The 19950-nt window shown below is 39.0% G+C and carries 19 protein-coding genes; 12 read left to right on the forward strand and 7 right to left on the reverse strand.

Annotated elements, in window-relative coordinates:
• The first annotated feature begins 1 nt into the window (after window position 1).
• On the forward strand, window positions 2–1111 hold the full coding sequence (locus JET18_RS13740; protein WP_202092577.1) for an LptF/LptG family permease: 1110 nt from the start codon (window positions 2–4) through the stop codon (window positions 1109–1111).
• Here JET18_RS13740 and JET18_RS13745 read toward each other — a convergent pair.
• Window positions 1105–1821, reverse strand: coding sequence for a biotin--[acetyl-CoA-carboxylase] ligase (locus tag JET18_RS13745; RefSeq protein WP_202091941.1), 717 nt, complete (start codon window positions 1819–1821; stop codon window positions 1105–1107). The genes JET18_RS13740 and JET18_RS13745 overlap by 7 nt on opposite strands.
• Window positions 1822–1906: 85 nt before the next feature.
• Here JET18_RS13745 and rsfS point away from each other — a divergent pair, with 85 nt between their 5' ends.
• From rsfS to JET18_RS13790, 9 genes are all read left to right on the forward strand, one after another.
• On the forward strand, window positions 1907–2275 hold the full coding sequence (gene rsfS, locus JET18_RS13750) for a ribosome silencing factor (protein ID WP_111958808.1): 369 nt from the start codon (window positions 1907–1909) through the stop codon (window positions 2273–2275).
• Window positions 2276–2291: 16 nt separating this feature from the next.
• The gene (ftsH, locus tag JET18_RS13755) at window positions 2292–4307 is read left to right on the forward strand and encodes an ATP-dependent zinc metalloprotease FtsH (protein WP_202091944.1); all 2016 of its coding nucleotides are present in this window, start codon (window positions 2292–2294) and stop codon (window positions 4305–4307) included.
• Between the two features lie 135 nt (window positions 4308–4442).
• Entirely contained in the window at window positions 4443–5024 is a 582-nt protein-coding gene (locus JET18_RS13760; protein ID WP_202091947.1) for an LUD domain-containing protein, read from the forward strand.
• 24 nt (window positions 5025–5048) lie between these two features.
• Window positions 5049–5921, forward strand: a complete 873-nt coding sequence (locus tag JET18_RS13765; protein WP_202091949.1) for a phosphatidate cytidylyltransferase — start codon at window positions 5049–5051, stop codon at window positions 5919–5921.
• A gap of 4 nt (window positions 5922–5925) precedes the next feature.
• Window positions 5926–6579 (forward strand): phosphatidylserine decarboxylase family protein, encoded by a 654-nt coding sequence (locus JET18_RS13770; RefSeq protein ID WP_202091951.1) that lies wholly within the window; start codon window positions 5926–5928, stop codon window positions 6577–6579.
• Window positions 6580–7080: 501 nt separating this feature from the next.
• Window positions 7081–8073 carry a Two component regulator three Y domain-containing protein gene (locus tag JET18_RS13775; RefSeq protein ID WP_202091953.1) on the forward strand — a complete coding sequence of 331 codons (993 nt, stop codon included), beginning with the start codon at window positions 7081–7083 and terminating at the stop codon, window positions 8071–8073.
• 89 nt (window positions 8074–8162) lie between these two features.
• Window positions 8163–8576, forward strand: a complete 414-nt coding sequence (locus JET18_RS13780) for a transposase (protein ID WP_202091955.1) — start codon at window positions 8163–8165, stop codon at window positions 8574–8576.
• 3 nt (window positions 8577–8579) lie between these two features.
• Window positions 8580–8897: a helix-turn-helix domain-containing protein gene (locus JET18_RS13785; RefSeq protein ID WP_202091957.1), complete on the forward strand. Its 318-nt coding sequence runs from the start codon at window positions 8580–8582 to the stop codon at window positions 8895–8897.
• Between the two features lie 148 nt (window positions 8898–9045).
• Window positions 9046–10848 carry a hypothetical protein gene (locus tag JET18_RS13790; RefSeq protein WP_202091959.1) on the forward strand — a complete coding sequence of 601 codons (1803 nt, stop codon included), beginning with the start codon at window positions 9046–9048 and terminating at the stop codon, window positions 10846–10848.
• 54 nt (window positions 10849–10902) lie between these two features.
• On the opposite strand, the gene JET18_RS13795 is transcribed toward JET18_RS13790, so the two are convergent.
• The 4 genes from JET18_RS13795 to JET18_RS13810 form a co-directional block, all read right to left on the reverse strand.
• The gene (locus tag JET18_RS13795) at window positions 10903–11250 is read right to left on the reverse strand and encodes a DUF1801 domain-containing protein (protein WP_202091960.1); all 348 of its coding nucleotides are present in this window, start codon (window positions 11248–11250) and stop codon (window positions 10903–10905) included.
• Between the two features lie 26 nt (window positions 11251–11276).
• Window positions 11277–13109 (reverse strand): ABC transporter ATP-binding protein, encoded by a 1833-nt coding sequence (locus JET18_RS13800; RefSeq protein WP_202091962.1) that lies wholly within the window; start codon window positions 13107–13109, stop codon window positions 11277–11279.
• Between the two features lie 189 nt (window positions 13110–13298).
• Window positions 13299–14219: a M28 family peptidase gene (locus tag JET18_RS13805; protein ID WP_202091964.1), complete on the reverse strand. Its 921-nt coding sequence runs from the start codon at window positions 14217–14219 to the stop codon at window positions 13299–13301.
• Between the two features lie 353 nt (window positions 14220–14572).
• Window positions 14573–14962 (reverse strand): DUF4293 family protein, encoded by a 390-nt coding sequence (locus tag JET18_RS13810; RefSeq protein ID WP_202091966.1) that lies wholly within the window; start codon window positions 14960–14962, stop codon window positions 14573–14575.
• 145 nt (window positions 14963–15107) lie between these two features.
• On the opposite strand from JET18_RS13810, the gene rho reads away from it, so the two are divergent.
• Both rho and JET18_RS13820 read left to right on the forward strand, forming a co-directional pair.
• On the forward strand, window positions 15108–16919 hold the full coding sequence (gene rho / locus JET18_RS13815; protein WP_202091969.1) for a transcription termination factor Rho: 1812 nt from the start codon (window positions 15108–15110) through the stop codon (window positions 16917–16919).
• 397 nt (window positions 16920–17316) lie between these two features.
• Complete coding sequence (locus tag JET18_RS13820; RefSeq protein WP_062651314.1) at window positions 17317–17913, forward strand: superoxide dismutase; 597 nt, start codon at window positions 17317–17319, stop codon at window positions 17911–17913.
• A gap of 351 nt (window positions 17914–18264) precedes the next feature.
• Here the strand turns inward: JET18_RS13820 and JET18_RS13825 are convergent, their stop codons facing one another.
• Window positions 18265–18684, reverse strand: a complete 420-nt coding sequence (locus tag JET18_RS13825; RefSeq protein WP_202091972.1) for a DUF6146 family protein — start codon at window positions 18682–18684, stop codon at window positions 18265–18267.
• 55 nt (window positions 18685–18739) lie between these two features.
• On the reverse strand, window positions 18740–19927 hold the full coding sequence (locus tag JET18_RS13830) for an endonuclease/exonuclease/phosphatase family protein (protein WP_202091974.1): 1188 nt from the start codon (window positions 19925–19927) through the stop codon (window positions 18740–18742).
• Window positions 19928–19950 lie beyond the last annotated feature (23 nt).

Genomic DNA, 19950 nt, shown 5'->3' on the forward strand with positions numbered 1-19950 from the left:
GATCAAAATTGTAGACGGGTATATCATCAAAAAATATCTTGGAACATTCAGTTTCATGCTGATATTGTTGTCTATAGTGGTGCTGGTGATTGATGTACAGCAGAAGATTCCGAGGATAGAAAATGCAAAAGCTCTCGATCCGAAGCTGAATCTGATGTATTTCCTGATCCATTTTTATCCGTTCTGGATTATCAATCTCGTGGTGACGTTCCTGGCGATCCTGGTATTTATTTCCGTGATTTATTTTACATCCAGGATGGCAAACAATACGGAAATTGTAGCGATCATCAGTAGTGGTGCCAGTTTCCACAGGTTTGCAAAACCCTATCTCTATACATCACTTTTTATTGCTGCCATATCGCTTGTGGTGAACCATATGGTGCTTCCATGGGCCAATATCAAGAAAAATGAACTGGAAGCATATACTTATAATGCGGCCAACAAAGAAAAGATTCTGGGAACAGGGCCTGCATCTGCACAGTTCAGCAAAACAGAATATATCTTCGTAAATTCCTGGAACAGAAGAGAAACGAGAGGTTCAGGATTTGTCTATCAGAAATACGACAAAGCCAGAAAAATGGTGTACGAATTAAAAGCTTCCGAAGTATACTGGGATAAAGCTAAAAAACAGTTCACCCTCACCAATTATCTCGAGAAAACCATCAATAAGGATAATACGGAAAAGCTGGCCAATGGTGTCGAAATGAGGAAAAGCTACGGACATTCTCCGGAAGAGCTCTTCCCCAACGAACTTCTTGGACAGAACAAAACCACACCGGAACTTATAAAATTCATAGAAAGGGAAAAAGACAGAGGAAACAGCAACCTGAATTCTTACCTTAATGAATTTCACCAGAGAACCGCAATGCCGGTGGCTATTATTATTCTGACGTTTCTCGCGCTTTCTCTGGCTTCCCAGAAAAAAAGAGGAGGTCTTGGAGTCAATCTGGCTATAGGGATTTCCCTTGCGTTTGTTTTCGTTTTCTCCTTTGAAGCATTAAAAGTGGTTTCCGAGAACAAAAGCTTATCGCCCGCAGTTGCCATGTGGCTTCCCAATATGGTTTTCTTCCCGCTAACCCTGTATCTGTACCTGAAAAGAGCGAATCAGTAAAGGAGTTTGATCTCTTTGTGATAAAACGGTTTTAAACCGTCTCTTTCGAGCTCTATCCAGAGTTCTCCCTTTTCGTCTGCATTCCGGATAATGCCATTTTGTCTCTCTTTTTCAATTTCGAAGACAGAGATCTCATCTTTGCGGAATAAATTCAGGTTAAATAAGTCAATGATTTCCTGTTCGGACGGCATGTTTTTCAGTTTTTCTGAAAGATATTCATGGAGATTCAGTACAAAATCATCCAGGTCAAAAACCTTTCCTGTGAGCGTCAGGAGTGATCCTGCGTGCGATATTTCATTAAATTTATCCTGCAGGACATTGAACCCTGCACCTATAATGAAATAATTATTTTGGTTAATTTTTTTCTTTTCTATTAAAATCCCGACGATTTTTTTATTTTTAAGGATCATATCATTCGGCCATTTTATTTTCACGTCATGATCAGTCAAATTGGCAAGGAAGTTCCGGATCAGCACTGCGGTATAGTAATTGAATATAAAATCAGAGAGTACAAAACTTTCAGCCTTTACCGCCAGCGTGTATGCAATGTTTTTTCCGGCTGCCGCTGCCCATGTATTTCCGTATTGCCCGCGGCCTTTGGTTTGGTTGTATGTAGAGAGCCCAATAAAATCTGAATTTTCATAAAGTAAAAACTTTGAAATTTCGTCATTAGTAGAAGAGCACTCTTTTAAGTGGAATAATTGGGTCATTTAAGAAAACTTTAAGACTTTAAAGGGCTAAAAGTAAGGCTAAAGTAAAAGAAAAACAATAAATTTGCAGATTATAGATATTTTAATGAATAAAACAGCAGAAAAGCAGGCACTAATAGATAAAATTGTTGAAGCCATACAGGACGTAAAAGGAGAAGATATCATGATTTTTGATCTTTCAAAAATTGAGAATTCTGTGGCCGAAACTTTCATTATTTGCAGCGGAAACTCCAATACACAGGTTTCTGCACTGGCAGGAAGTGTCGAGAAAAAAGTAAGAAACGATCTTAAAGACAGACCTTGGCACGTAGAAGGTACAGAAAACTCCATGTGGGTTTTGGTAGATTACGTGACGGTGGTAGTGCATATCTTCCAGAAAGAAGTACGTGAGTACTATGATATTGAAGAACTTTGGGGAGATGCAGCCATTACCAAAATAGAATATGAATTTTAAATTTTAAAAAGTATAAATGAACAATAAAGGATTCAACTGGTTTTTTCCAATTGCAATCGTAGCTCTTTTGTTATTTTTCGGCTCCAATTTTTTAGGGGGCGACAGTGCAAAGTCTATTGATGAGGATGCTTTCTTCAGGGAAATGCAGGCAGGAAAGGTCCAAAACGTTATCATATACAAAGACACAGAGAAGGCTGATGTTTTCCTTACAAAAGCAGCAAAGACAGCAATGGTTAATAAAACAACCAACCCAAGCAATCCTCTTTCTGCATTCGAGATGACTCCAAAAGCAGATTTTTCTGTAAAATACGGAGATCTTCAACTTTTCCTTCAAAAATTCGATCAGATTAAAGCAGCTGATGCTAAAATCGCAACGACGAAAGATTACGGAGCCGGTAAAAATCCTTTCATGGATATCCTGGTTTCGGCCCTGATATGGATTGCTATCTTAGGACTTTTCTACTTCCTTCTTTTCAGAAAGATGGGTGGAGGCGGAGGCCCTGGAGGACAGATCTTCTCTATCGGAAAATCCAAAGCGAAGCTTTTTGACGAAAAAGAAAGAATTCAGGTAACATTTAAAGATGTTGCAGGTCTTGAAGGAGCTAAAGAAGAAGTACAGGAAGTGGTAGATTTCCTTAAGAATTCTGAGAAATACACAAAACTGGGTGGTAAAATCCCTAAAGGTGTACTATTGGTAGGTCCTCCGGGAACCGGTAAAACCTTACTGGCGAAAGCCGTTGCAGGAGAAGCCAAAGTACCGTTCTTCTCACTTTCAGGTTCAGATTTCGTAGAAATGTTCGTTGGAGTAGGTGCTTCCAGAGTGAGAGATCTTTTTGCCCAGGCAAAAGCCAAATCTCCGGCAATTATCTTCATCGATGAGATTGACGCGATCGGACGTGCAAGAGGAAAGAATAATTTCTCAGGCGGAAACGACGAAAGAGAAAATACCCTGAACCAGCTTCTTACGGAAATGGACGGTTTTGGAACAGATGTGAACGTTATCGTAATGGCTGCTACCAACAGAGCGGATATCCTGGATAAAGCTTTAATGAGAGCCGGACGTTTTGACCGTTCCATCTATGTAGATCTTCCTGAATTACACGAAAGAAGAGAAATATTTGATGTTCACCTGAAAAAAATCAAGCTTGATGATACGGTTGACAGAGATTTCCTTGCCAAGCAAACCCCTGGATTCAGTGGAGCAGATATCGCGAATGTGTGTAACGAAGCAGCACTTATTGCAGCTAGAAACAGCCACACTTCCGTTACAAAACAGGATTTCCTTGATGCGGTAGACCGAATCATCGGAGGTCTTGAAAAGAAAAATATGGCCATAAAACCATCTGAAAAGAGGAGAGTGGCTTATCATGAAGCAGGTCACGCTACGATTTCATGGCTGGTAGAACATGCAGCACCACTTTTAAAGGTAACGATTGTTCCGAGAGGACGTTCTTTAGGTGCAGCCTGGTATCTTCCGGAAGAAAGACAGCTTACCACTACTGAACAAATGCTGGACGAATTGTGTGCAACATTGGGAGGTAGAGCAGCAGAGCAGGTTATTTTTAACAATATTTCAACCGGGGCATTATCTGATCTTGAATCAGTAACGAAAAGAGCGCAGGCTATGGTTACTGTTTACGGGTTGAGTCCTAACATCGGAAATATTTCTTATTATGACAGCTCAGGACAGTCTGAGTACTCTTTCGGGAAGCCTTATTCTGAAGAAACAGCGACGAAGATTGATGCAGAGATCAAATCGATTATCGAAAATCAATACGAAAGAGCTGTAAGGATTCTTGCTGAGAACAAAGATAAACTTGATGCTCTGGCGAATAAACTTTTAGAAAAAGAAGTTATTTTCCGTGAAGATCTTGAAGATATATTCGGTAAAAGAGCGTGGGATCCTGAATTAACAGAAAGACCTGTTACCAGCACGATTTCTACGGCAAAAGAGCCGGATGAGCAGATCATTATTAAAGACAAGGAAGAAGAAAGTGAAATTCAGGCTCCGGAAAGCCCGACTCAACTATAAAATACTTCCAAAACATATTAAAAAAAACCTGACAGTCTTAGAATTGTCAGGTTTTTTCATATTTAAAGGCGGTTTTTTAGCATCTATTGTAATTTATTTCTATTTTTGTATAAAGTTGACTAAAAATAAATTAAGTTGAATTTATTCAAGAGGATTGTAAACAAACTTACCAACCAGCCTGAGGAAGAAGAAAAACAGAGTCTGGAAAAGCTCGGGGATTCGCTGAAAAATGCAGATCTCGACTATAAGTTTGCGCAATTATTTACGCATTCAGGGGGATTTTTTAATTATTGTGCGGATGAAGCGGAAGCTCTACAGACTTTAAATCAGATTGTCAAAATAGAAGGGATCAGTAATGTATTCTGCTGGGACAAGGAACTTCAGAACTTTCTGAATGTGGTAAAGATACCATACACTTCAGAAATGGACCCTTCCAATGATACTGCTTTCATCACCTGCGAGTATCTTATTGCCTACGACGGGCGGATCATGCTTTCGCACAACAACATCCTGCACTATCATTCTTCAAGACTTCCGGGTAAGATCATTATCATGGCCAATGTTTCACAGATCGTGAACAACCTGAATGATGCAATGGGTAAAATAAAAAGAAACGGAAATATCAAAAACCTTACTTCCATCAGTGGAGGGAAGTCAAGTTTAGATACTTCCTCCAATACAAATACAAAACTGTTTTTATTGCTGCTTGAAGATTAAGCATCAACTTATAAATTTTACATCTTGGACAAAAACCTTATTCAGAGAACCATTTCCGGGCTTGTTTACGTTGCCGTTATCATTCTTTGCACTACGCCGCTGGGAGCCCAGCTCATCAACAGTATCCATCCGGACCTTATCAAACAGGAATATCTGTATCACGGGCTGATCAGTCTTTTACTGCTTGTGGGGGCATGGGAATGTATCAAGATCATGAAATTCGGGAAAGGCTATGAGAAATGGATCGTACTCCCGCTTGTGGTTTTTATTTATTACGTTTTTTCCAAAAGATACTTCAACCACGATTTCTTTTTTGATTTCAGGCTGAATGAAATACTGGCCATTGTTCTGATTGTGATTGCAGTGGTGACTTTATTCAAATATCCCAACGAACTTTATTACGACAGCGGAAAGCTGATTTTTACAGTGATCTACGTGGCACTGCCTTTCAGCTTTGCCCTTGGTCTGCCTAAATTTTCCAGCTATGAAGGAACATTCTCGCTGGAAGTTCTTTTCCTGTTCATCCTGATCTGGAGCAGTGATACCTTTGCTTACCTTACCGGAAAATTTTTCGGAAAACATAAAATGGCCCCCAAAATCTCTCCAAAGAAAACCTGGGAAGGGTATGCGGGAGGAGTAGTCCTTACCTTGGTTTTATCCTACTTTATACAGCATTACCAGCCTGAGCTTCGCGGCAACTGGATGGTGGTAGGTTTCCTGGTGGCGGCATTTGCACCGTTGGGCGATCTGGTAGAAAGCCAGCTTAAAAGAAATTTCGGCGTGAAAGACAGCGGAAACATCATTCCGGGGCACGGTGGAGTGCTGGACAGACTGGACAGTTTTTTAATTTGTGTTCCTGTCGTATATTTGTACTTTATTTTAGAAAAATTTATTTAATCTCATGAAATTACATAAGGAGTCAAAAGGAACGATTACCGTAGCAACAATACTTTTTATCATCATCAGTGTGTTGGCTATCTATTTTCTTAAAATGTGGTCGTTGCTGATCATTATGCCCTTACTGATTGTTTACAGTCTGGTATTTTGGTTTTTCAGGGTTCCGGACCGTGATATTCTTGAACACAGGGAAAACGTGATCGCTCCGGTAGATGGAAAAGTAGTAATGATCAAAGAAGTGGAGGAAACGGAATTCATTAAAGGGAAAGCCATTCAGGTATCTATCTTTATGTCACCGCTTAATGTTCACATCTGCAGATATCCGGTTTCCGGAAAAGTGATCTACAAAAAATACCATCCCGGGAAATATCTGGTAGCATGGCATGAAAAATCATCTACAGAGAATGAAAGAACAACCGTTGCTGTAGAAACACCGACTAATCATCAGGTGGTTTTCAGACAGATCGCAGGATATGTGGCCAGAAGGATTGTTTTCTACTGTAATGAAGGAGATCAGGCGAAGGCCGGACATGAATTCGGGTTTATTAAATTCGGTTCAAGAATGGACGTATTTCTGCCTTTAGATACAGAAATCATCTGCAAGATCGGGGATATTACCAAAGGAGGTCTTGATGTGATCGCCAGAATGAAAGATTAAGAATACAAACATTCAAATAAAAGATAAGGAGAAATTAAGTTTTCTCCTTTTTTTGTTTCCTTATTTCTGCCGCCGAAATTGAGTTTTTACACGCACGAGTGCTATTGCGTATTTGTTCTTTTGGTATTCACTTCAGATGATCAATAATTTTGTCTGTTCCATAGACTCGCAAACCGGTCTGGAAGAAAAGGGATTTTGTAAGGTTTTATTTATTGCATACTAATTTTTTGTTTCTGAAATTAATTTAATATTTAATGGAAACTATTTTTGCGTAAATATGCTTAGGAATTATACAGATTTATTTGGCCTTCAAATAGCATAATACCTTATTAAAAAACACACCTCTTCACACTTCATTATTCCTAGAATAGCAGACAAATCAACCGTTCTGCGGCTTTACTATATGTCTTAATGAATATTAATATGAATTCAGACCGCTCTGATTGTGTCAAAGGCAACCTGAGCATTGATAGTACAAAAACATAAAAAAACAGAAGTAAGATGATTTTTAAATTTTTCTTTAAAATGGTCAGCGATGAAGTTGAAAGAATTGATAATGAATATGAACGTAATTATCTCAACCTGATTAACAGGTATCTGTTATTTCTTTTCCTGCTGTTTCTTTTCTACTCGGTTTTTATCATCATTTTTTTCGGCGATGCGGTGATATCTACATTTCTGACCCTGACTACCTTTGTATGGTTTTTCCTTATGGTGCTCAAAGGTAAAACCGGCAGGTACAGAAAACGCCTGAAAGCAATTGTTGTTTTTGTCTTTATTTTACTGGTGTTTATCGTGAGCTTTTTTCATATTTACACCTTCAAAAACGCCGGTGTGGAATATTTTTATTTTTCACTGCTGTTTGCCATCCCGTTCTTTTTCAATTATAAAGAAGAGTCTCTGAAGATCCTGTGGGTGGCTTTTATCATCAGCATTAATTTTATTGCCTGTCTGTATTTTGACTTTGATTTTATGCCTAAAAGCAGATTCTTTGAAGAAGGAGATTTCAAAACAGTCAAGCTGCTCAATATTTTATTCTCCATTATCTCGTTTCTGATGGATATTTCTTTTATTACCCAAAAAGACGATCTCATTTATGGGCTTATTGAAGATACAAAGCTGAAAAGTTCTACGATAGAAGATTTACAGAAAACCAATACAGGCCTTCTTAAACAGCAGATGCTGATCAATCATCTTACAGAAGAAAATATCCGGGAGATCTATAATCTTGCTGAAAATAACTCGCCTATGTTTTTTGAAAAATTTCAGGTGTTTTTTCCGCATTTTATTCCTGAAGTTCTGGCGATTAATTCCAACCTTATTCATTCCGAGCTGTATTTCTGTGCACTGATGAAAATTGATTTTGATACCAAGAAAATCGCACAGTGTACGAACAGCAGTATCAGGGCAGTAGAAAGTAAAAAATACCGGATCAGGAAGAAACTCAATATCCCATCTGAAATGAATATCAACAGTTTTATTCTCAAGATATAATTTTTTACGGCAGTGCGTAGTATTACGTACCGGTATCATCTTTTAATTCAGGTTGTTGTTGATAGATTTGTTTTCAAAAACGATGGAAAATGAATTTAAAAAAAATACACATAGGAAGCCTGGTGAAATCAAAGGTTGATGAACACTCAATGCCTGTTGAAAGAATTATGAAATTTTTCAGCTGTACGGAAGAGGAAATCGGAGAGATGTATTCGCAGGAAAGCATGGATACGCTGAAACTGCTCAGATGGAGCAAACTTCTGAGCTTTGATTTTTTCAGAATTTATACAGGCCATCTGGTGCTTTATTCGCCGCCGACAAGAAAAGATAAGGCTGTAAAGGTGGGGAATTCAAAGATTGAGTTCAGAAAAAGCATTTATACAGAGGAAGTAAAGAATTTTGTATTGAACAAAATCAAAACAGGGAAGCTTACCAGCGGAGAAGTAGTGGCGAGATACAGGATCCCGAAGACAACCCTTTATAAATGGATGAAAAAACAATAAAAAATGGCGGACTACAGACTTATTTATACAGATATTATTGCAGAGCTGTTTCCTGAGAAAGCAGATGATCCAAAAATAAAAAACAGACTGGATAATCTCAATACAACAGTTGATATTTTAAAAATGAACGTGTTGGTTTTTGGACAACCGGAATATGCTGTGGAGTTTAAAAATCAAAGACTTCGCTCCTATGATGAAGGATCGGTTCGTGAAATTCTTTCGTATCAGAACAAAAATAAACTGACCAATACGGAAACAGCCAATCATTTCAAGATCAGCAGGAATACCATTGCAAAATGGAAGGCTGTTTTCAAAGTATGATTATTTGTTTAAAACACGATTGATTATGAGTTTTAATACGCGCGCGTAGTATTGCGTAGACGATTGTACAGGAACATGAAGAGGCGTATGATATTTTTGCGTTGGATGAAAAGGCCAATTTAAAAATAACAATCATAATTATTTCGAAATGATGAAAACAAATTCTACAACAGCAAAAATCAAAGTACTGCTTATCGCTTTACTGCTGACTTTTGGACAGTTCTATTCACAAACTCATAACGGGGCAGTAGGAATCAATACCACTTCACCTAATCCCAATTCGGTGCTGGATGTGATTTCAGGCAATAATAATAAGGGAATACTTATTCCGCGTCTCACCGAAGCACAGAGAGATGCCATAACAATTAATAAACCTCAGGACGATGGACTGACGATTTATAATACTACAGAAGACTGTTTCAACTATTGGAGTCTGGCAGATGACGAATGGAAAAGCGTCTGCGGGCAGCTTGGAAAAGCCGTTTTTACCATAGACTGTTCTGCTGCGAAAGCAATGGGAACTTATGTGAAAGGAAGAGATTTAACGGCTTCAAATTATCTGAGTATCTCAGTGAATGTAACCAAAATCGGGAATTACACGATTTCCGGGACTACTCCCAACGGATATAATTTTTATGGTACAGGAACTTTTCTGAATACAGGAATTCAGACGATACGGATTGCAGGGCAGGGGAATCCTCTCAATATTCAGACAGATACGGTATCCCTGAATGCCAACGGAACTGATGTTACCTGTACTCCGCCGGTTTCTGTTACCGTTTTAAGCCCTGCAGGAACGTTTACCATGAGTTGCGGCAGTGCAACGGTAAATGGAGTGTATAAAGTAGGAACAGCTCTTGGAGCTTCCAATACAATCACCCTTCCGGTGAATGTTTCTTCATTGGGAAGTTATACTGTGACATCCAATACCGTAGACGGAATTTCGTTCAGCGGTTCCGGAACATTTACAGCCACGGGAAACCAGAATATTACTTTAAGCGGAACAGGAACCCCAACTTCCACTTCTGTAAAAACACTTACCCTTACTTCAGACAGCCAGGGCGGAGTTTCTACTACCTGTGCCGTGAATGTCATCGTAGTGATTCCTAAGAAAACAGTGCTGCATATTGGGCTGGAAACCGCTTACGGATACAGCGCCTTCACCGGACCTTCCAGAAGTCTGATGGATTCTCCGACCAATTTCGGGACTACGGCTTCCAGCATTGTAAAATATGAAGGTTTTACCCATACATCTCTTGGAAACTCACCATCTTCAGCAGCGCTTCAGACAGCACTGAACGCAAAGCCGGATATTGTGATCATTGGATATAATTACACTCCGAATGCTACAGATGCAGGTTATATTGCTTCCTACCTTAATAAAAAAGGGATTGTTATTGCGCTTACCGATGATACCGGAACCGCACAGAATTTATTCAGGGGGATATTTTCAGATCCTACGATTTCAGCATCCAATGGAGCGGGAGCAGGATCGGTTTATGCACTTTCCAATACAGATGATCCTGTGTTGAATGGTCCTTTCGGCGATGTACGCGGAAAAAACTGGGGTGAAGATGCCTCCACTACAGTTGGAATGTCGGGTCTTACAAGCGGATTTATTCCTTACAGTTATGCACAGCCCATTAACAGTACCACGGCAAGAACCGGAATTTCAGGTTTAAGAAGCAGCAGCGTGAATTTTATATGGTTTGGTGACGGAGGTTTCTTAAGTAATGAAAATGCCAACGGAAATCCCTATTCAAGCAATACCATTGAACCTTTCGTAGCACCAAGCTCAGGCGGATATTTCCCTGTTCAGAAAGCGACGTATGGATACGCAGGAAATGGGTATTCCACAGGAGGAATGCAGGTGCAGAATTCTATACTGTTTGCGAATATGATCGCATGGGCTATTAAGCAGGCAGAATTCAGCGGAATTAATACACAGTGATGAAAAAACGTTTTTAAAAGATAGCTTCGGCATGGTGAAACCATGCCGAAGCTTTTATTTTATATACTGTTTAACCTCTTCTGTAAGGCTTAAAATAGTTTCTACAGGCAGATCCTCTTCCATATCGATCAGAAGGATTTTAAATTTTTTTCTGCCGTCCTGAATCAGCAGGGGATGATCAAGCCTGTCCCCATGATAAAAACTTACGTAATGCTGTTTGTACTTTTTGCTGTAATAGAGATAACACAGCATTTTCTTTTTATACTTGAAAAAAGGAAGCCCGAAGCTTAAAGTTTCCGTAATATGTTCCGTATCAGATTCAAGGATCTTTTTGCGTAAAAACAAAAGAGTACTTCTTTCAGGCTCATCGATTCTGTAGAAGTACTCTTGTATAGGATTCATTTCAAAGAATTTAATTCAGTAAATGATTAGTCGAAATTTTGGAGTTCCACCAGTTTGTGGTACATTCCTTTCTTAGCGATCAGGTCGTGGTGTGTTCCCTGTTCCACTACGATTCCTTTCTCCATAACTACGATCCAGTCTGCTTTCTGAATGGTTGAAAGTCTGTGGGCAATCACCAGGGAAGTTCTGTTTTCCATCATTTTATCCAGCGCATCCTGAACAAATCTTTCAGATTCAGTATCCAGGGCAGAAGTGGCTTCATCCAGAATCATCACCGGAGGATTTTTCAGTACCGCTCTGGCGATAGAAACTCTCTGTTTCTGGCCGCCGGAAAGTTTATTTCCATCATCTCCGATATTGGCATCATATCCGTCAGGAAGATTGGTAATAAAAGAATCGGCGTTGGCAATTTTGGCAGCCTCCACTACCTCTTCTTTGGTAGCATCAGGTTTACCCATCAGGATGTTATTGTAAACCGAATCATTGAACAATACGGATTCCTGAGTCACCATTCCAAGTAGCTGGCGGTATTCTTTCAGTTTTAAATGTTTGATATCAACGCCATCAATTAAAATTTGTCCCTCATTCACATCATAGAATCTTGCTAAAAGGTTGGCGATCGTGGTTTTTCCACTTCCGCTCTGTCCTACAAGGGCTATCGTTTTTCCTTTTGGAATGATCAGTGAGAAATTTTTAAGGATGACATTGTCTTTATCGTAATAGAATCCAATGTTTTTGAATTCAATCTGGCTGCCAAGGGTAGCGATGGAAACCGGTTCTGCAATTTCTTCCACCTTTAAATCATAGTCAAGAACTTCAGCTACTCTTTCCAAACTTGCCATACCTCCCTGAATGGAAGAGATCGCGCTGGAAAGCTTTTTAGCAGGGTCAAGGATCTGGAAAAACATTCCGATGAACACCAGGAAAGCCTGAGGTTTCATAGTCTGCTCCTCTAAAATCTGTGTTCCGGCATACCATGTAATGATCAGAATGGTGATAGACCCGAGAAATTCGCTCATAGGAGACGCCAGTTCTCGTCTTCTGCTCATATCGATGGCATATTTCTGCCAGTTGTTCGTGGTTTCGTTGAATCTGTTCTTAAGGATTTTATCTGCATTGAAGATCTTGATCACCTTAGACGATTTCAATGTTTCGTCTACCAGTGAGAAAAGATTTCCAAGTTCTGCCTGAGCAAAATGAGCCTGTTTTTTTAAGCTTTTTCCGGTCCACGAAATCAGCCAGCCCATAATCGGGAAAACAAGCAGTGAGAACAAAGTAAGCTGCGGAGACAGTAAGAATAACGCAATCAGTGAAGAGATAATCATAAACGGAGCATTGATAATATCTACCAAAACGCCCATAATTCCGCCTTCTACACCACCGATGTCATTAGAAATCCTGGACATCATATCTCCCTTTCTCTGCTCTGTAAAGAATGATACAGGAAGCTGGAGGAATTTATTGTACATCGCAGTACGAAGATCCCTGGTAATCCCTACACGGTAATTCACCAAAAGGAAAGACCCGATGTATCTGAAAATATTTCTTAATAAGAATGAAACTCCCGTAATGGCACAAAGAACAGCTAATACATACACAGCACCGTGCTGCTCAATCTGGATCTGTACAAAATAGTACGCTTTATCTTTTATATAATTGAAATAATCGCCGAAAGCTCCGCTCCATACCGGTTCTTTTGCCTGTTTTTCAATCGTACCGAACATTAATCCCAAAATAGGAAGCATGGTTCCTACCGATAAGATATTAAGTAAGGAGTACAGAATATTGAAAAACATACTTCCGAAAAGGTATTTTTGATGCGGTTTCGCGAAATAAAGTATTCTTTGTAATGGTTTCATTCAATGAAAAATTGGATAGCAAAATTACGTAAAATTAAAGGAAAAGACGTTCTTAATCCTGTTTTACTTTAATTAATATGTTTCAATCGGTCCCGTTTTGTTACAAACGTTTGTTTAATTTTATATCATTAAAGGAATGTAGGCTAAAGAAAAAACCGCCATTCCGGCGGTTTTGATGATTATATTTCTTTAAAATTTTACTTTGTCATTATATTTCGGAGCAAAATTCTGAGGATTTAATTTTTCAAGAGTTTTTCCAACATTGTTGATAATACCCGTTAAATTATCAAAATCCACAACACTCACGTCATCACTTTCATTATGATAATGAGAAGCTTTCGTCATATCCACAGTAGAGAATGAATGGGCAATGATTTTCTTCTTCACAAAACTTACATTATCTGATCTGTAGAATAATTTTTGTGCAGCGTAAGGATCCGGATTTATTTTTAAACCGTTTGCTGCGTATTTGTTGAAAAGTTCATCAAAATCAGAAAACTCGTCACCCGTCATAAAAAGGGCATTTTTTCCGAACTGGGATTCCGTAGCCACCATTTCAAAATTGAAAAGCGCAGTCATATTATTATAAATCTTATCCAGACTGGCATCCGTAGAAATGGCTCTTGAGCCCAGCATTCCTTTTTCTTCACCGTTGAAAGCCATGAAAACCATTGAGAATTCAGGCTTTTTATTTTTGAAATAATCAGCGATACCTGCTAAAGTGGCAATTCCGCTCGCATCATCATCAGCGCCGTTGTAAATATTGTCTCCGGTTTTGTTGCTCGTTCCGATATGATCGAAATGGCCTGAGAATCCCAGATATTTATCCGTTTTTCCCTTTTTGATCCCGCAAACGTTATACACTTTCTTCCCTTCATATTCGAAAGGAATCAGATAAGAGTTTCCGGTACAGTATTCCAGATTGTTCTCTTTAAAAAGCTTGGCAATATATTCTGCAGCCTTGTCGTTTTCCGGAGTTCCGATCTCGCGGCCTTTCATTTCGTCCGAAGCCAACGTGGAAAGGATAGTGGTTACTCTTTCTTTTGAAACTTCCTGTGCGAATGTAAATACGGAGCAGAACGACAGGGCAAGGTAGGTGAGTTTTTTCATTTTTTGATACTATTTTAAAAGATCAGTCGTATTCTTAACGGAAATGTTGCATGAAATGGTATAAAATTAATTGGCCGAGCTTACATTTAAAAACTTTTGTAGTTTATATTTTCTTATCTCCCGCAGATTTCTCAGATGACACAGATTCTAATAAAAGCTTTTTAAAACATTGAGAATAAGATGATTTTTTTAAGCTGTCAATCTTAAAGCGAAGCTAAACTTAATATTCTAAAGAACTTAATCAATCTTAATGTTTAAAATTAACTTAATTTATAAATCAATGTATGTTCTGATTATGGCATAAAAAAACAGCTCCTTTCGGAACTGTTCTCACTCAAAAAATCGTTGTAAGGCTATCGAAGTCGGTCTACAGATTTCACGAGCCTCTCATCTCTGCGGATCGATACGTTTGCAATAAGCAGACATATCACCGCGATTAATGGGAAAATCGGCTCAATACCCTTCTCAGGAATTTGAATTCCTCCGGATAAGTTTAGTAACCAGTACGCCAATACACCAATCAACAAAGCGTTTATAATGATGCTGATGGTATTCAGCAAAATTTGTCTTTTCCTGTTTTTAAAACTGAAAATACTCAATGCTCCTGCCAGAACAAGGGCAATACAGCTGATATCAATCACCGGAATATTGCCGAAAACAGCAACATCCTGCCCCGTAATGAAAAGGAAAACAGCAGCCAAAACTGCCAAAAGAGTCCATATAGTCTGTATTCTCTGTAACATTGATTATTAAATACCTGGCAAAAATAACATAAATTTTGCACAATTCAAAAATTAGTGTAGATTTGCATTATACATATGTACTTGAAAACAAAAGTCACCGGACTTACTTTTCTTACTCACAATTAATTACATTTTTACATTAAGTATGTTTAACATAGAAACGTTAAGGTCAAAATCCGTAACGGAACTGACTAAAATCTTAAAAGATTTAGGCGTTAAAGTTGCTAGAAACAGCAATGATAATGATAAGATCTTTGCCGTTCTTGACTTTCAGGCTTCTAACCCTAAAGTTGCAAAAGATTATTTCAACGCCACAGAAACCAGTATGAATACTGAAGAAACACCGGCAGACAAACCTGCCAAGGCTCCTGTAAAAAAAGCAGCGCCTAAAAGACAACCTGCCAAACCGAAAGCAGAAGCCAAGGCTCCGGCAGAAGAAAAACCACAAACGGAGGAAAAAATTCAAGTGCCGGCTGCTGAAGAAATAAAGCAGGAAGAGCCAAAAGCTGAAACAGTTTCTGCCCCTGAAGAAAGCAGTGCTGCACAAGCCAAGAAAAAAAGAAAAAGAGTGGTTTCCAACACAGCCAATACAGAAACTCCTCAGGAAAGAGCAGAAGCTCCCAAAAACACACCACCACAAGAATCTGCACCGTCAGAAGAAAAGCCGAACAACCCTCAACCTCAGGCCAGATCCCAACAAAAAGGACACAACAATCCGCAGAACAGCGGAAACCAGCATAAAAACCAAAATCAGCACCAGAACCAGAATCCGAATCAAAACCAGCACAGACAAAATGCTGAAAGGACTGAGGAGCATACTGAGCACAGAAAAGAGTTCAGTTTTGATGGTATGGTAAGCATTGAAGGGGTTTTAGAGATCCTTCCGGACAACTACGGATTCCTTCGTTCATCAGATTTCAGTTATATTTCTTCTCCTGATGATGTGTATGTATCTACCGCACAGATCAGAAATTTCGGTCTGAAAACCGGAGATACCGTTAAAGGAATTGTAAGACTTCCGAAAGAAGGCGAAAAATATTTTTCTTTACTAAAACCTACAGAAGTAAACGGACGTGATCTTGCGTTCATTAAAGATCGTGTTGCTTTTGAATATTTAACGCCGCTTTTCCCTGAAGAGAAATTTAACCTGGCAGGAAATAATTCTACAATGTCTACGAGAATTGTGGATCTTTTCGCGCCTATCGGGAAAGGGCAGAGAGCAATGATCGTTGCCCAGCCTAAAACGGGTAAAACGATGCTGCTTAAAGATATTGCCAACTCTATTGCCGCCAATCATCCTGAAGTATATATGATGGTCCTTCTGATCGACGAACGTCCTGAAGAGGTTACCGATATGGAAAGAAGTGTCAATGCAGAAGTTATAGCTTCTACATTTGATGAAGCCGCTGATAAGCACGTAAAAGTGGCGAACCTTGTTTTAGCAAAGGCTCAGAGAATGGTAGAATGCGGACATGATGTGGTGATCCTTCTGGATTCTATCACGAGATTGGCCAGAGCCTATAATACCGTTACTCCGGCATCAGGAAAAGTACTTTCCGGTGGGGTAGATGCTAACGCGCTTCACAAGCCGAAGAGATTTTTCGGGGCAGCCAGAAAGATTGAAGGCGGTGGATCTTTAACGATCATCGCTACTGCATTGATTGATACCGGTTCTAAAATGGACGAAGTGATCTTTGAAGAATTCAAAGGTACGGGTAACATGGAACTTCAGCTGGACAGAAAAATTGCGAACAGAAGAATTTATCCTGCCATTGATCTTGTATCTTCAAGCACACGTAGAGATGACCTTCTTCTGGACGAAGTGACTTCCCAGAGAATGTGGATCTTCAGAAAATACCTTTCTGAAATGAATCCTGTAGAAGCCATGGAATTTGTAAATAAAAACATCAGAGGAACTTTAAATAATGAAGAATTCCTGATGTCTATGAATAAATAGATTAATTTAATTGTTTGTTAAAAAAAGCACGGGGATCGTTGATCTTCGTGCTTTTTATTTGGGCTTGAGAGGTTTTAGGGTTGGAGTGTATTAGGGTTTGAGAGTGGGAGAGTTTGAGCGTTGGAGAGTTTTAGAGTTTTAGGGTTTGAGAGTGGAGAGTTTGAGAGTTGGAGAGTTTTAAGTTTTGTAAGTTGAGATTTTTATCAATTAAGAATAACTTGGAGGTGTATTTTAGACGATGATAACCTCCCTCTTCCGGCTTCCCTCTCCCTTCCTATAAAAATTAATTCATTCTAAATCAATATATCAATGTTAAAGATTTATTAAAGTAATCCCCAGTTTTTGATTATCGCTTAAATATTGGCTAAATTTGACTATAACATTAAAAATAAAAATTATGTCATTTGAATTACCTAAATTAGGATATGCATACGATGCATTGGAGCCTACTATTGATGCAAAAACAATGGAAATTCACCATACAAAACATCACCAGGCTTATATTGACAATCTAAATAAAGCAATCGAAGGAACTGAATTGGCAGGAAAAACGATCGAAGAGATCTGCCAGACAGGAACTGATAAGCCAGCAGTAAGAAACAATGGTGGAGGACACTTTAACCACTCTTTATTCTGGGAAATTTTAACTCCGGGTGGAAGCAATGAGCCTGTAGGAAACGTAAAAGCAGCGATCGAAGCTTACGGAGGTCTTGAAAAATTCAAAACTGATTTTTCTGAAGCCGCTAAAACAAGATTCGGTTCAGGATGGGCGTGGTTAGTGAAAAATGCAGACGGTTCCGTATCTGTTTCTTCTACTCCAAACCAGGATAACCCGTTAATGCCTGTGGCAGACGTGAAAGGAACTCCGGTTCTTGGATTAGACGTTTGGGAGCACGCTTACTATCTGAACTACCAAAACAGAAGACCTGACTATGTAGCAGCGTTCTTCAGCGTAGTAAACTGGGATAAAGTAGAGGAATTATTCAACAAATAATTTTCAGCTATTATAAAAGTAAATAGGCCGTCTCAAAAAGTGAGGCGGTCTTTTTTTGAATAATTTCAACGCAAAGTTTCATACTATTTCTCCTAATTTTAAGGTAAGCAAAGAGGTGTGGCTGCGCCACTGAATAAGCGGACGTTTTATCCACACGCTTCATCGAATCAATTGAAATTGATTCTCTACTTTGCATTCCTAAAATATAAAGTATGATCTTCAAACTTTGCGTCTGATAAAACGGCTCCTTTTGACGGCAACCTTTGGATTTGTGAATTATTTCTGGGAAGCTTTTTAGACAGGCTCTTTTTTATTATACAATCTTAATCCTCTCAATTATTTTTTTGAAATCTATCTGAAAGCATCACTGCCGGAAAGGCCGTTCATTTTCAGTCCATACCTCCAGCTCACGTAAGCAAAAACCTGGTAAAGCTTATATTCAAACTTAATCCCGTAGTTTTCCCTCGGGCTGTAATCTATACCGGATTCTATAATATTCCGGTATTTTCCTGAATTGTAGTAAGAATTCCATTCACTGACAAGAAATGCATTTTTTGTTTTCAGATAAGATTCTGAATACTGGCTGATTGGTTTGGCTACTGCATTCAGAAAATAATCGAACTGGGTATCGATTACGGTAATGTCCCACTCGCCGTCTTCATTTTTAGACGGCTTCATTTCTGACTTTTCTTCATCTTTCTTGGTGTTATCCTGGGAAAAACAACTGAAAGGAATAAAGGCGAAGAAAAATACTATAATAAGATTTTTCATAACATAGAGTATTGATATAAAAAAAGCACTCAAAATGAGTGCCTAAGTTGATTTTTTATGGTTCTTTCTGAAGAATAACAAATGCAGGAAAGTGATCACTGTATCCTCCTGTAAACTGATCCCCGTTCCAGGATCTGAAAGGATAGCCTTTGTAATTCCCTTCCTTATTCACTAAATAAGGGGGAGCAAAGATCTCAGCTTTGTAAACCGAATAGTCTTTAGTCACCTGATCAGAAATTAAATTCTTCGAAACAATAATCTGGTCAAACAGGTTAGGCGCATCCTGATAGGCCAGTGAAGCAATTCCTTTCTTATATAAAGGATACATAAGATTCAGATAAGGAGTGGTTTCGTTCAGGTCTTTCGGGCTTGCCACGGCTTTTAAATGATTCTTCAGACTTGCACTTACAGGATCATCATTAAAATCTCCCATTGCAAAAAGCTTGGTAGACGGATCTGCTGTTCTGATGCTATCCATCTGCTGTTTCAGTAAAGCGGCCGCAGCATTTCTTTTGGGTAATGAAACGGCTTCACCACCTCTTCTTGAAGGCCAGTGATTCATAAAGAAAGCTACTTTTTCATTGTCAAGGAAACCTGTTACCACTAAAATATCTCTGGTATATTCTCTTTTTCCGTCATCCCCGAAAACTTTCAGTTCCTTCTTTAAAGAGTTGGTTACGGTGAATCTTCTTTTCTGATAAATCAAAGCCACATCTATCCCTCTGTAGTCATAAGAATTGTAATGCACGATTCCGTAATCATATTTGGCAAGAACAGGCTGCTTGACAAGATCTTCAATCACCTGTCTGTTTTCTACTTCGATAAGCCCTACCACGGCAGGAGCTGTCTTAGTGTATTGTGCGCCCAGTTCGGCAATTACTTTTGCTTCGTTAGCCAGTTTTGCCTTATAGATTTTAGTATTATAATTTTTAGCACTACCCGGGGTAAATTCGTCTGCTCCGCTTTGGTATCTTACTGCTTTTTTACCCTTTAGCGCGCCGTCACTCCACGGGCCGTCATGTTTCTCTGCCTCTAAAAAACGGATGGAGTCAATGGGAATGCTTCTGTGGAAAGCCGGATTACGGATGTCTTTGGTTCCGTCTATATAATCAGCAGAACGGATGGTGTCCCAAAGGTTTTCTACATTCAAAAAGCCAACAGCAGCCACCTTTCTAAGTTTCCCCTGCTGTGCAAAAGCCATTACCGAAAAAATAACAGCCATAAAACTCATCAATCTTTTCATCCTCTTGAGTATTAAAATTAATT

Origin of the sequence: Chryseobacterium endalhagicum, assembly GCF_016745235.1 — a bacterium.
GTDB lineage: Bacteria > Bacteroidota > Bacteroidia > Flavobacteriales > Weeksellaceae > Chryseobacterium > Chryseobacterium endalhagicum.

Bases quoted from the DNA above. Each gene is read 5' to 3' on its own strand.
- JET18_RS13800 (WP_202091962.1), bottom strand. From the start codon at position 13,109: ATGAAACCATTACAAAGAATACTTTATTTCGCGAAACCGCATCAAAAA.
- JET18_RS13775 (WP_202091953.1), top strand. From the start codon at position 7,081: ATGATTTTTAAATTTTTCTTTAAAATGGTCAGCGATGAAGTTGAAAGA.
- JET18_RS13805 (WP_202091964.1), bottom strand. From the start codon at position 14,219: ATGAAAAAACTCACCTACCTTGCCCTGTCGTTCTGCTCCGTATTTACA.
- JET18_RS13790 (WP_202091959.1), top strand. From the start codon at position 9,046: ATGATGAAAACAAATTCTACAACAGCAAAAATCAAAGTACTGCTTATC.
- JET18_RS13780 (WP_202091955.1), top strand. From the start codon at position 8,163: ATGAATTTAAAAAAAATACACATAGGAAGCCTGGTGAAATCAAAGGTT.
- JET18_RS13770 (WP_202091951.1), top strand. From the start codon at position 5,926: ATGAAATTACATAAGGAGTCAAAAGGAACGATTACCGTAGCAACAATA.
- JET18_RS13785 (WP_202091957.1), top strand. From the start codon at position 8,580: ATGGCGGACTACAGACTTATTTATACAGATATTATTGCAGAGCTGTTT.
- rho (WP_202091969.1), top strand. From the start codon at position 15,108: ATGTTTAACATAGAAACGTTAAGGTCAAAATCCGTAACGGAACTGACT.
- JET18_RS13820 (WP_062651314.1), top strand. From the start codon at position 17,317: ATGTCATTTGAATTACCTAAATTAGGATATGCATACGATGCATTGGAG.
- JET18_RS13795 (WP_202091960.1), bottom strand. From the start codon at position 11,250: ATGAATCCTATACAAGAGTACTTCTACAGAATCGATGAGCCTGAAAGA.
- JET18_RS13825 (WP_202091972.1), bottom strand. From the start codon at position 18,684: ATGAAAAATCTTATTATAGTATTTTTCTTCGCCTTTATTCCTTTCAGT.
- JET18_RS13745 (WP_202091941.1), bottom strand. From the start codon at position 1,821: ATGACCCAATTATTCCACTTAAAAGAGTGCTCTTCTACTAATGACGAA.
- ftsH (WP_202091944.1), top strand. From the start codon at position 2,292: ATGAACAATAAAGGATTCAACTGGTTTTTTCCAATTGCAATCGTAGCT.
- JET18_RS13830 (WP_202091974.1), bottom strand. From the start codon at position 19,927: ATGAAAAGATTGATGAGTTTTATGGCTGTTATTTTTTCGGTAATGGCT.
- rsfS (WP_111958808.1), top strand. From the start codon at position 1,907: ATGAATAAAACAGCAGAAAAGCAGGCACTAATAGATAAAATTGTTGAA.
- JET18_RS13810 (WP_202091966.1), bottom strand. From the start codon at position 14,962: ATGTTACAGAGAATACAGACTATATGGACTCTTTTGGCAGTTTTGGCT.